Raw genomic sequence first — 11,617 nt, forward strand, 5'->3', positions numbered from 1 at the left:
ACCGCGTCTGTGCGTCGGTAGGCGCCAGGGTCGCCGTCGGCGGCCCCGCCGCGTCGGATCGTTGGTCCATAGACCGTGCATCGCCCGTCGCCCCCCTCGCTGTTGCTGTCTGTCGCTCCCCGGCGCCGAACGTGCGCGGCGCAGCCCCTGTCGGGACGATACACCAGTCTCGTCACTCAGGGACATAGTCTCTCTACGCTCCGTAACGACCAGCGGGAATGCGGACACGTCCCGCATTCGGAGGACTGCGGAGGGTGCCCGGCGGGGTCCCCGCTCGGGCGCGGCCGAGGGTGGAGGAGGACTAGGAGCCCGTCGTAAGGACCACGTTCCGCAGCGGCTCCCGGTTCACAAAACGGTTCAACTGGTCGCCCAGGAGCCGCTTGGCGCGCGGGAAGAACGCGGAGGTCGGGCCGCCCACGTGGGGGCTGATGAGGACGCCCGGCGCGTGCCACAAGGGGTGTCCCGGGGGCAGCGGCTCGGGATCGGTGACATCCAGGGCGGCCGTGATCCGGCCGCTCTCCAGCTCGGCGAGGAGCGCCTTGGTGTCGACGACTCCGCCGCGGGAGACGTTCACGAGCAGGGCGCCGTCCTTCATCCGGGCCAGGAAGTCGGCCCCTGCCAGGCCTTTCGTCTGCTCGGTGAGGGGCGTGATGATCACCACGACATCGGCCTCCGGGAGGAGTTCGGGCAAGGCGGTGATCGGATGCACGGGACCGCGCGCCGTCTCGCGTGCGGAGCGCGCGACGCGCGCCACCCGCGCGAGCTCGAAGGGAACGAGCCGGTCCTCGATGGCCGAACCGACCGCTCCGTAGCCGACGATCAGTACGGACTTGTCGGCGAGCGCGGGACGGAATCCGGACCGCCACTCCTCGCTGTCCTGCCCACGGACGAAGTCGGGGATGCCTCGCAGCGAGGAGAGGATCAGGGTGAGGGTGAGTTCGGCGGTGCTCGCGTCGTGCACCCCGCGCGCGTTGCACAACTTCACGCCCTCGGGGAGCAGTTGCAGGCCCGGCTGTACGTGGTCGATACCGGCGGACAGGGTCTGCACGACCTGGACGGACGTCATTTCGGCCAGGGGGCGCACCGAGATGTCGCTGCTCTTCATGTAGGGCACGACATAGAAGGCGCAGTCGGCGGGATCGGCGGGAAAGTCCTGCTCACCGTTCCAGTAGCGGTAGTTGGGGCCGTCGGGGAGGCCGTCGAGATCGTCTGCGTGAAACGGAAGCCACACTTCGTACGTCATGGTCAGGAGGCTATGCGAAGCACCTGGGGACGCAGAGGTTAGTTTGGGGTGCCAGGAAAGGGAGGGCACGGCCAGGTGGAGCGCAGGACGATCGGGGCGGCGGCGCTCGAGGTGGGGGCTGTCGGCCTCGGGTGCATGCCGATGAGCTGGGCGTACTCGGGTTCGCGGCAGCGGGGCGACGAGTCGCTGCGGACCGTGCACACGGCCCTCGACCGGGGCGCGACGCTTCTGGACACCGCCGACATGTACGGACCGTTCACCAACGAGCTGCTGGTGGGACGGGCACTCAAGGAGCGGCGTTCCGAGGCCTTCGTGTCGACCAAGGTCGGCCTCCTGGTTGGCGAACAGCACATCGTGGCCAACGGCCGCCCCGGCTATGTGAAGCGGGCGTGCGACGCCTCGCTGCGCCGCCTCCAGACGGACGTCATCGACCTGTACCAACTGCACCGCGCCGACCCGGAGGTGCCGGTCGAGGAGACATGGGGCGCGATGGCGGACCTCGTCTCGGCCGGCAAGGTGCGGGCGCTCGGGCTGTGCGCGGTGGGTGCGCGTTCCCACCGCCGTTCGGGAGCCCGGCTGCACGACGGAACGATCCGCCAGCTGGAGCGGGTGCAGCAGGTCTTCCCGGTGAGCACGGTGGAGGCCGAGCTGTCCGTGTGGTCGCCGGAGGCGCTGGAGGGGCTGCTGCCGTGGTGCGAGGCGCGCGGCGTCGGCTTCCTGGCGGCGATGCCGCTCGGCAACGGCTTCCTGACCGGGACGCTCACCCCCGGCGAGGGCTTCGAACCCGACGACGTACGGGCCCGGCACCCCCGCTTCACCGCCGAGATGATGGCCGCGAACCAGCCGATAGTCGCCGGTCTGCGGCGCATAGCCGCCCGGCACTCGGCCCAGGGGGCGGACGTCACTCCCGCGCAGGTGGCGCTCGCGTGGGTACTGGCGCGAGGGCGGCACGTGGTGCCGGTGCCGGGGACCAAGCGGGAGTGCTGGGCCGCGGAGAACGCGGGGGCGGCCGGACTGCGTCTGACGACGGAGGATCTCGCGGAGGTGGCGGGACTGCCTTCGGCACGGGGATCCTGGGACTGAGAGGGTTCCGCCCGGCACCGATCGGAGCCCTTGGGACCCAATGGCACGGTTCGCGCGGGCCCCGCGTTTCGGAGTTCGTCGCTTCGGGGTTCGGTGATCGGGAACCCATGAGGCGCGAGCGGTGTATGAAAAGTAGAACCTGCCGCGTCGAAGGGATCCAGATCGTGCAACGTCGAGCTGTGACGGCCATGTTGGCCGCGGCCACGCTCCTGGTGACGGCCGGGTGCTCCTCGGGGGACGGGGAGGAGTCGGGCGGCGGCGGGAGCACGTCTCCGAGCAGCTCGGAGCCCGGCGCCTCGGCCCCGGCCTCCGGGCAGGCGGCCGAGGAGACCCCGCCCGCCAAGGGCTCCGTGAAGGTCGTGCGGACCGTCACCGAGGGTCTGAAGACCCCCTGGGGCCTGGCGCCACTCCCCGAGGGCGGCCTCCTGGTGTCCTCGCGGGACGAGGGGACGATCACCCGGGTCGACGAGAAGACCGGGAAGAAGACCGAGGTGGGCTCCGTGCCCGGAGTCGCCCCCGCCGGCGAGGGCGGCCTGATGGGCCTGGCCCTCTCCCCTTCGTACGCATCGGACCACATGGTCTACGCGTACTTCACCTCGGACTCGGACAACCGCATCGTGCGCATGCTGTACGACGCGAAGAAGCCGGCCGGTGAGCAGCTGGGCGCTCCCGACACGGTGTTCAGGGGTATCCCGAAGGGCACCAACCACAACGGCGGCCGGATCGCCTTCGGCCCGGACAAGATGCTGTACGTGGGCACGGGCGAGACCTACGTGACCGAGCTGGCCCAGGACAAGAAGTCCACCGGCGGCAAGATCCTCCGTCTGACCCCGGAGGGCGAGCCGGCCCCGGGCAACCCGTTCGACTCGCCGGTCTACTCGTACGGCCATCGCAATGTGCAGGGCCTGGCCTGGGACTCCAAGCAGCGCCTGTTCGCCTCCGAGTTCGGCCAGGACACCTGGGACGAGCTGAACCACATCAAGCCGGGCGACAACTACGGCTGGCCGGAGGCGGAGGGCCGGTCCGACGACTCCAAGTACCACAACCCGATCGACCAGTGGAGCACCGACGAGGCCTCCCCCAGCGGCATCGCCTACGCGGAGGGCTCGATCTGGATGGCGGGGCTGCGCGGCAAGCGGCTGTGGCGCATCCCGCTCAACGGCACGGAGGAGTCGGCGGATCCCCAGGCCTTCCTGGAGGGCGACTACGGCCGACTGCGCACGGTGGTCTCGGCGGGCGGCAACAAGCTGTGGCTGATGACGAGCGAGACGGACGGCCGGGGCACCCCGGAGTCGGGGGACGACAAGATTCTGGAGCTGGAGGTCACATAGGACACTCGAAAGCGGGGGCGCCTATTCGGGAGCGTCCTCGGGGGCCGGGCCTGGGGCTGGGTCCGTGGCCGGGTCCGCGGCGGGGCCTGGGTCCGACTCGGCCTGGTTCGGCAGGCGGACGGTCACCTTGCCGGAGGCGAGGTCTATCGGGCCTCGTCCGGGGTCTCCGTCGTTCAGGTCGACGCGGGTCAGTTCCAGCCGCTTGCGTTCCTCGTCGGTGTGCTTGCGGCCTGGTGCGAAGAGCTCCTCGATCATGTTGAACACGGTGCCTCCCTCGACCCTGGGTCTCTTACAGCGTAGACCTCACGGCGTGGATCCCACTGGGTGGATCCGTCTGCGTACCCCTGTCAGCGTGGATCTCACCCGGCCGTCCGGGCGCCGGCCGGGTGGGGCGGGAACAGCCGCATCCGGTGTGCGAGCGCGGCCGCCTCGCCGCGGCCGGAGACGTTGAGCTTGCCGAGGATGTTGGAGACGTGGACGCTGGCCGTCTTCGGGGAGATGAAGAGCTCCTCGGCGATCTGGCGGTTGCTGCGGCCGGCCGCGACCAGACGGAGGACGTCGCGCTCGCGGCTGGTCAGGCCGAGCGCCTCGACCGGGTCGGCGGGAGCGGGGGCGGACCGCTCGGGAGCGCGGGCGAGGGTGAGGCGGGCGCGCTGGGCGAGCAGGGCGACGGCATCGGCGAGCGGGCGCGCGCCGAGGTGGTCGGCCACGGCGCGGGCCAGCCGCAGCAGTTCCGTGGCGCGATCCCGTTCCTCCTCACCGCCTCCGGAGGCCAGCAGGGCCTCCGCGAGCCGGTGCCGTACCCGGGCGAGGTCGTACGGACGCTCAAGGGGTTCGAAGGCGGTGACCGCCTCGGACCACTCGTCAGGGGTGTCCCGGCCCTCGGCGCGCAGCAGTTCGGCGCGCACCCAGTGCTCGTGGGCTTGCCAGACGGGCACGTTCGTGGCGAGGGACTTGGCGGCCTTGCGCAAGCGTTCCAGGACGTCGGGGCGGCCCGGTTCGGCGACGGGCAGTCCGCGGGCGTCGGCCTCCGCGGTCGCGGCGGCGAGCAGCAGGGGCCAGGCGTAACGCTGGGTGCCCGGCGGGAAGCCGGTGTTCAGGGCCTCGTCCAGTTCGGCACGGGCGTCGAGGAGACGGCCCTCGTCGGCGGCTATGCCGATCGCGAGGGTGGTCAGCGGCAGCGCGTGCTGGGGCACGGTGTCGTGGGTGCCGAAGTGCTCCCGCGCGGCGGCCAGTTGGCGGCCGGCCTCGGGCAGGTCGCCCCGGGCGCGCGCGAGATGGGCGTGGAGGGTGGTGCGGAAGCCGCGGGGCTTGGCGCTCTGGCCGACACGGTCCGAGTTGAAGCCGGCCGCCCCCGCCTCGTCCCAGCGGCCCAGGGAGAAGAGGGACTCGGCGAGATTGCCCCACACCCAGGCCTCGGTGTCCAACAGACCGAGTCTGCGGGCGAGTTCGACCCCTTCCTCAAGGATAGGGACGGCGTCCTGGGAGCGGCCGATGCCCTCCAGGTGGGAGGGCAGGTTCACATGGGCGCGGCCCACCACATAGGCGGCGCCGATCTCCCCGGCCCGCTCCTTGACCTCGTGCACCTCGGCGAGTCCCGCCTCGATGTCGCCGGACTCGACGAGGAGGCCGCCCAGAGTGAGCCGTGCGTTCAGCTCGATGTCGCGGGCGCCCACCATCCGGGCGTACTCCACCGCGCGCTCGGCGGCCAGGAGGGCTTCCGGCCCCGGCCTGTGCATCATCGACCAGTTGGCGACATTGGCGAGGACGTCGGCGTGCACCTCGGACGGCGGGAGCCCTCGCACCAGCTCCTGGGCGGTGGCGAGTTCCTTCCACCCGTCCCCGCGGGCCACCGCCTCGATGAGACGGGAGCGCTGGATCCAGAACCAGGCCGCGCGCAGCGGATCGTCCTCGTCCTCCAGGAGGTGCAGGGCCCGCTTGGTGATCTTCAGGGCACGCTCGCGCTCCCCGCAGAACCGGCCCGCTACGGCGGCCTCGGCCATCAGGTCGAGGTAGCGCAGCGGCGTGGTGGCCGGGTCACAGCCGCACGGAGGATAGACCTCGGTGTAGTCGACGGGCCGCAGTTCGGCGCGTACGGAGTCGGGGGCCGTGTCCCAGAGCTCCATCGCCCGCTCCAGGAGCCGCAGTTGCTCCGAGTAGGCGTGCCGGCGGCGGGCCGCGACGGAGGCGTCGAGGACGGCGGGCAGGGCCTTGGCCGCGTCGTGCGCGTGGTACCAGTGGCTGGCCAGGCGGGCGGCTCGCTCGTCGGCCGGGACGAGCGTGGGGTCGGCCTCCAGCGCTTCCGCGTACCGGCGGTTGAGGCGGGAGCGCTCGCCGGGCAGCAGGTCGTCGCCCACGGCCTCGCGCACCAGGGAGTGGCGGAAGCGGTAGCCGTCACCGTCGGGCGTCGCGAGCAGGATGTTGGCGCCGACGGCGGCCCGCAGTGCCTCGATGAGGTCGTCCTCGGAGAGCCGTGCCACGGCGGCGAGCAGCCGGTACTCCACGGTGGAGCCGCCCTCGGCGACGATCCGGGCGACCCGCTGGGAGCTCTCGGGCAGGCTCTCGACGCGGACGAGGAGCAGGTCGCGCAGGGAGTCGGTGAGGCCGGTGCGGCAGCCGTCGTTGGCGGCCACGGCCAGTTCCTCGACGAAGAACGCGTTCCCGTCGGAGCGCGTGAAGATCTCGTCGACCCGGGTCGGGTCGGGTTCCGAGGCGATGATTCCGGCGATCTGGCGGCCGACCTCCGCGCGGCTGAAACGGCCGAGTTCGATACGGCGGACGGTGCGCAGCCGGTCGAGTTCGGCGAGCAGGGGGCGCAGCGGGTGGCGGCGGTGGATGTCGTCGGCGCGGTAGGTGGCGACGACGAGGAGGCGGCCGCTGCGGAGCGTACGGAAGAGGTAGGCGAGGAGGTGGCGGGTCGAGGCGTCGGCCCAGTGCAGGTCCTCCAGGAGGACGACGACCGGGCGGTCGGCGGCGACGCGCTCCAGCAGCCGGACGGTGAGCTCGAAGAGGCGGGCCATGCCGTCCTCGTCGTGCCGCCCGCGTGAGGTGTCGCCCAACTCGGGCAGCAGCCGGGCCAGTTCCTCCTCCTGCCCCGCGGCCGCGGCGGCCAGTTCGTCGGGCAGGTGGCGGCGCAGGGCGCGCAGCGCGGTGGAGAAGGGGGCGAAGGGCAGGCCGTCGGCGCCGATCTCGACGCAGCCGCCGAGCGCCACGACTGCCCCCTCGCGACAGGCCGCGGTGGCGAACTCCTCGATGAGCCGGGTCTTTCCGACGCCGGCCTCACCGCCGAGCAGCAACGCCTGCGGCTCGCCCGCGGCGGCGCGGGCGAGCGCGTCGTTCAGCACGCCCAGTTCGTCGGCCCTGCCGACGAAGACCGGACTGACGGACCTGGTCTCCACAGCGCCGAGCATCGCACAGGGCTCTGACACAACGGCACTGGTTATCGCGGGCAGGCCCGCGACTTCTGCCCGGCCCAGACCTTCGTCCCTGCGCACGCCCACAAGCCCACCGACGACCTCGGGCCTACCCGCGACCTGCGCCCCGCCCACGACCTCAGGCCTACCCGCGACCTCGGCCCCGCCCGCAGCCTCGGGCCTGCCCACGGCTACGAGCCTGCTCGCGGCCTCGCGCTCACCCGCCGCTCCGCGCCCGCCCATGCCTTCAGGTCCGCCCAAAGCCTCGGGCCCGCCCACAGCCCCGGGGCCGCACGCCGTGTCAGCCCCCCTCAAGACCTCGGGCCCGGCCGCGGCTGCGGACGGGCCCGTGGTTTCGGAGGGTGTGTTCGCGGTCGGGAGGGCGGTCACGGTGGCTCCGTCCCGGTGAGGGCGGCCGACCCCCGTGCGGCCGCCCTCCCCCGCCCCGGTGCTCACGCGACGCGTGCGGACCGGGGTGTGCGGTGGCGCCGGCTATGCACCCGCCCCTCACTGTCGTCGCGGCCGGACCGCGCGGCCTCGCGCCTGGCGGCACGGCGGCCGCGGACGGCCTCGCGGACCAGTCGGTAGTTGTCGGCCTCGCGGATCATCTCCGCGGTGCGGATCTGCTGGAGCTCGTACTCGAACATCTCGTACCCCTCGTGAAGTGTTGTTTCCGGCTTCGCTCTGTTGCGATGCCTCAACCTTCGTCTCCAAGGGGGGTGCGCCACATCGGGAGAGTTCCGCATCTTGGGCGCAGGAAGGGCCTTAGTCCCGCCGTAAGTGGCCTACGGCGGGACTAAGGCCCCTCAGACGTGCGGTTTTCAGCTCGTGGACGGCATGCCGAGCAGGATGTCGGAGTACTTGAGCGCGGCCAGCAGGAGGCCGACGACGCCGAGCGCGACACCCGCCCAGGCGACCGACTTGACCCACGGGGCCTGGGCCGGGATCCGGTCGGGGTTGCCGAACGCGGGCCGGACCAGCACCACGACGCCGACGATCAGCGCGGCCAGCGCGAAGAACCCGGCGACCAGCGCGTTGGCGTTCCAGGAGTCGGCGTAGACCTGCTTGATCTGCTCGGCCACACCGGCGCTCTGCGCGGTCTCCAGCTGGCCGTACAGCGAGTCGCGCGCCTGCGCGATGGTGCCTACCCAGCTGCCGGTCAGCGAGACCACGCCCAGTCCGGCGGATACGACGGCGGCAGCACCCAGGCCCACGCCGGAACCGCGCTCGGCCGCGACCACGGCCTCGTCGTCCTCGTCCTCGCCGAGGACCTCGGAGTCGGCCTGGTCGTCACCCGCCTCGGCGGCCTCGGCCTCCTCGACCTCCCCGATCGCGGCCGTCTCCTCGCCCTTCTTGAGCTCCACGGCCTCCTCGTCGCGCTGTACCTCGGTGCCGGTCTTGGTTCCGGCTTCGTCCTCTGTCTTGGTTCCCATGCTCCGCACCGTACGGACGCTGTCTGAGAATTTCTTTAAGATCCCAAGATCCTCACGCGCCGGGCGGTTTTTCGCCTTACTCGGCGGCCGTACGCCAACGTCCCGACCGCCGACATCACTGCCGGGAGGCCACCGGTACGGACGTCACTTCCAGGCACGCGCGCGTGCGGCACGCCACTCGGGCGCGAGCACCGACCACACTTCGAGGTTCTGGCGTACGCCCCGGTACGGGAAGCTCTCCCGGAGCACCCCGTCGCGGTTCATGCCCAGCCGCCGCGCCACGTTGATGCTCGGTTCGTTGGCGGACGACGCCTGCCACTCCACGCGGTGGATGCCCCGCTCCTCGACCGCCCAGTCGATGAGGATCCGCATGGCGCGCGTGACCAGTCCGCGTCCCGCGCCGGCCGGCTCCAGCCAGCAGCCGACCTCGCAGGTGCCCCGCTCGGCGTCGAAGTGGAGGAACAGCACACCGCCGACCAGCTTCCCCTCCAGCCACAGCCCGTGCAGGCTGCCGGTGTCGGTGGCGCGCTTGTCGGCGTACGCCTGAAGGAGCTCCCTCGCGGAGTCGACGTCGACGGCCTTGGTCCCGAACGGAATGTGCTGCCCGATGAACTCGCGCCCCCGGTCCAGGTGCGCCAGGAACTCCTCCGCGTGCCACGGCTCCAGGGGTCGCAGCTCGGCGCCGTCGTCACCCAGGGATATCGCGTACATCCTGCTGCTGCTCCTTCACGAGAACCTCCACGAGCGCGTCCTCGCGCGCCCCCGGGATCCTCGCACGGCCCTCCGCGTCGACGGTACGGATTTCCGGCGGCTCGATGCTGATGCGCGGCAGGCGCCGGTCGAGCCAGCGGGGCAGCCACCAGTTGGCGCCGCCCAGCATGTGCATCAGGGCCGGCACCAGGAGCGTACGCAGCACGAAGGCGTCGAGGGCGACGGCCGCGGCGAGCGCTATGCCGAACATCGCGATGACGCGGTCGCCACTGAGCACGAAGGCCAGGAAGACCGAGATCATGATCACGGCGGCGGAGTTGATCACCCGGCTGGTCTCGGCGAGGCCCACGCGGACGGCCCGCCGGTTGTCGCCGGTCTCCAGCCACTCCTCGTACATCCTGCTGACCAGGAACACCTGGTAGTCCATGGAGAGTCCGAAGAGCACGGAGACCATGATCACGGGCAGGAATGGTTCGATCGGGCCTGCGCGGCCGAGGCCCAGCAGCTCGCTGCCCCAGCCCCACTGGAAGATCGCGACGACGACTCCGAAGGAGGCGGTGACGGCCGCGATGTTCATCGCGGCGGCCTTCAGGGGGATGCCGATGGATCGGAAGGCGAGCAGCAGCAGGACGCAGCCGAGGCCGATGACGACGCCCACGAAGAGGGGCAGTTTGCCGACGATGACATCGGCGAAGTCGTCGTACGAGGCGGTCATGCCGCCGACCTGGAGGTCGAGCGTGGTCCCCCTCTCGGCCTGCGGCAGCACGTCGTCGCGCAGCCGGTCGACGAGGTCGCTGGTCCGTTCGGACTGCGGCGAGGACGTCGGTACGACGCTGAGGTAGGCGGTGTCGCCAGCGTTGTTGTACGTCACCGGGGTCGCCGTCCGGACGCCCTCGGTCGCTCTGAGCGTGGCGTCGAGGTTGTCGAGGGCGACCCGGTCCTGGGCGCCGTCGACGTGTGTGACGAGGGTCAGCGGCCCGTTCAGTCCGGGTCCGAAGCCCTCCGCGAGCAGGTCGTACGCCTGCCGTGTGGTGGCCGTTTCCGGGTTGTTGCCCTGGTCGGAGGTGCCCAGGTGCAGGGAGAACGTCGGGAGCGCGAGCAGGGCCATGACGGCAAGGGCGACGCCGCCGAGGAGTTTGGGGTGCTTCTCGACGAAGGCGGACCAGCGTGCGGCGAGCCCGGTGGGGATCTCCGGCTGGGGGCCGTGTTCGTCCAGGCGGCGGCGCTCACGGCGGCTGAGGGCGCGCATGCCGATGAAGGAGAGCAGCGCGGGCAGCAGGGTCACGGAGGCCGCGACGGTGAGGACCACGGTCAGGGACGCGGCGATCGCGACGCCGTTGAGGAAGCCGAGCCGCAGTATGAGCATGCCGAGCAGGGCGATACAGACGGTGGCGCCGGCGAAGACGACCGCGCGCCCGGTGGTGGCGACCGCGTTCCGTGCGGCCTCCTCGACGGACAGTCCGCGTTTCAGGCCGCGTCGGTGTCTGGTGACTATGAACAGCGCGTAGTCGATGCCGACGCCGAGTCCGATCAGCATGCCGAGCATCGGCGCGAAGTCGGCGACGGTCATCGCGTGCCCGAGGAGCGCGATCCCGGCGTACGCCGTGCCGACGCTGACCAGGGCCGTGGCGATGGGCAGCAGCGAGGCGGCGAGGGAGCCGAAGGCGAGGAAGAGGACCACGGCGGCGACGATCACGCCGACGACCTCGGCGATGTGGCCGCCCGACGACTCGGTGAGGGCGACGGCCTGGCCGCCCAGCTCCACCTGGAGTCCGTCCGTCCCGGCGGCCCTCGCGGTGTCGACGACGGCCGTGGCCTCGCCCTCGTCGATGTCCTCGGCCGGGTCCTCGAAGGTCACGGTGGCGTAGGCCGTACGTCCGTCGCCGCTGATCTGGTCCGCGCCGTGGCCCTTGTACGGGCTGGCGACCGCGGCCACTCCGGGCAGGTCGGCGATCTCGTCGAGGGTGTGGCTCATGGTCTGCTCGACGTCCGCGGCACGGACCGTGCCGGAGGTGGTGTGCCAGACAACGGTGTCGCTGTCGCCGCCGAGGCCGGGGAAACCGTCCTGGAGGAGCTGACTGGCGCGGCCCGATTCGGTGCCCGGCGCCTCGTAGTCGTTCGAGTACGCGGTTCCGGTGACGGCAGCGGCGGCGGTGATCCCGCCGAAGGCAAGGAGCCAGAGCAGTACGGCGACGAGGCGGTGCTGGACACACCAACGTGCTAGAGCTGCCACGGACGAGCTCCCTGGGTGTTATGTGGATCTTTATCGGGAACTGCCCGCAAAGAACGCATGACCAATTCGTTATCACTCTTGCAGCCGAAAGTGATCGTTGGCCTCATTCGTGGGTTTACTCACAGGAGTGCGAGGCAGTTCACACGACAATCAAATGAACTCTGTCGCCC

9 protein-coding genes are annotated in these 11,617 nt (G+C 71.4%); 2 read left to right on the forward strand and 7 right to left on the reverse strand.

The window, feature by feature from the left end; all coding sequences use genetic code 11:
- Positions 1–301: 301 nt before the first annotated feature.
- On the reverse strand, positions 302–1,243 hold the full coding sequence (locus tag ACZ5VQ_RS34565; protein WP_469108391.1) for a 2-hydroxyacid dehydrogenase: 942 nt from the start codon (positions 1,241–1,243) through the stop codon (positions 302–304).
- Positions 1,244–1,318: 75 nt separating this feature from the next.
- Here ACZ5VQ_RS34565 and ACZ5VQ_RS34570 point away from each other — a divergent pair, with 75 nt between their 5' ends.
- Both ACZ5VQ_RS34570 and ACZ5VQ_RS34575 read left to right on the forward strand, forming a co-directional pair.
- The gene (locus ACZ5VQ_RS34570; protein WP_190232243.1) at positions 1,319–2,326 is read left to right on the forward strand and encodes an aldo/keto reductase; all 1,008 of its coding nucleotides are present in this window, start codon (positions 1,319–1,321) and stop codon (positions 2,324–2,326) included.
- A gap of 188 nt (positions 2,327–2,514) precedes the next feature.
- The gene (locus tag ACZ5VQ_RS34575; RefSeq protein ID WP_469108451.1) at positions 2,515–3,657 is read left to right on the forward strand and encodes a PQQ-dependent sugar dehydrogenase; all 1,143 of its coding nucleotides are present in this window, start codon (positions 2,515–2,517) and stop codon (positions 3,655–3,657) included.
- 21 nt (positions 3,658–3,678) lie between these two features.
- Here the strand turns inward: ACZ5VQ_RS34575 and ACZ5VQ_RS34580 are convergent, their stop codons facing one another.
- The 6 genes from ACZ5VQ_RS34580 to ACZ5VQ_RS34605 all read right to left on the reverse strand — a co-directional run bounded on the left by ACZ5VQ_RS34580 (position 3,679) and on the right by ACZ5VQ_RS34605 (position 11,447).
- On the reverse strand, positions 3,679–3,912 hold the full coding sequence (locus ACZ5VQ_RS34580) for a DUF6191 domain-containing protein (protein WP_469108452.1): 234 nt from the start codon (positions 3,910–3,912) through the stop codon (positions 3,679–3,681).
- Positions 3,913–4,016: 104 nt separating this feature from the next.
- Positions 4,017–7,067: a helix-turn-helix transcriptional regulator gene (locus ACZ5VQ_RS34585; RefSeq protein WP_469108453.1), complete on the reverse strand. Its 3,051-nt coding sequence runs from the start codon at positions 7,065–7,067 to the stop codon at positions 4,017–4,019.
- Between the two features lie 455 nt (positions 7,068–7,522).
- The gene (locus ACZ5VQ_RS34590) at positions 7,523–7,717 is read right to left on the reverse strand and encodes a hypothetical protein (protein WP_143640578.1); all 195 of its coding nucleotides are present in this window, start codon (positions 7,715–7,717) and stop codon (positions 7,523–7,525) included.
- A 174-nt stretch (positions 7,718–7,891) separates the two neighbouring features.
- On the reverse strand, positions 7,892–8,503 hold the full coding sequence (locus ACZ5VQ_RS34595; protein WP_469108392.1) for a hypothetical protein: 612 nt from the start codon (positions 8,501–8,503) through the stop codon (positions 7,892–7,894).
- A gap of 144 nt (positions 8,504–8,647) precedes the next feature.
- On the reverse strand, positions 8,648–9,214 hold the full coding sequence (locus ACZ5VQ_RS34600) for a GNAT family N-acetyltransferase (RefSeq protein ID WP_362075460.1): 567 nt from the start codon (positions 9,212–9,214) through the stop codon (positions 8,648–8,650).
- Positions 9,192–11,447: an MMPL family transporter gene (locus ACZ5VQ_RS34605; protein ID WP_469108393.1), complete on the reverse strand. Its 2,256-nt coding sequence runs from the start codon at positions 11,445–11,447 to the stop codon at positions 9,192–9,194. Before ACZ5VQ_RS34605 ends, ACZ5VQ_RS34600 begins: the two co-directional genes overlap by 23 nt.
- Between the last annotated feature and the right edge of the window lie 170 nt (positions 11,448–11,617).

The sequence above is a fragment of the Streptomyces sp. NPDC033178 genome (genome assembly GCF_055577685.1).

Coding starts and splice junctions, on each gene's coding strand:
- ACZ5VQ_RS34565 (WP_469108391.1), bottom strand. CDS start 1,243: ATGACGTACGAAGTGTGGCTTCCGTTTCACGCAGACGATCTCGACGGC.
- ACZ5VQ_RS34575 (WP_469108451.1), top strand. CDS start 2,515: ATGTTGGCCGCGGCCACGCTCCTGGTGACGGCCGGGTGCTCCTCGGGG.
- ACZ5VQ_RS34580 (WP_469108452.1), bottom strand. CDS start 3,912: ATGATCGAGGAGCTCTTCGCACCAGGCCGCAAGCACACCGACGAGGAA.
- ACZ5VQ_RS34585 (WP_469108453.1), bottom strand. CDS start 7,067: ATGCTCGGCGCTGTGGAGACCAGGTCCGTCAGTCCGGTCTTCGTCGGC.
- ACZ5VQ_RS34590 (WP_143640578.1), bottom strand. CDS start 7,717: ATGTTCGAGTACGAGCTCCAGCAGATCCGCACCGCGGAGATGATCCGC.
- ACZ5VQ_RS34595 (WP_469108392.1), bottom strand. CDS start 8,503: ATGGGAACCAAGACAGAGGACGAAGCCGGAACCAAGACCGGCACCGAG.
- ACZ5VQ_RS34600 (WP_362075460.1), bottom strand. CDS start 9,214: ATGTACGCGATATCCCTGGGTGACGACGGCGCCGAGCTGCGACCCCTG.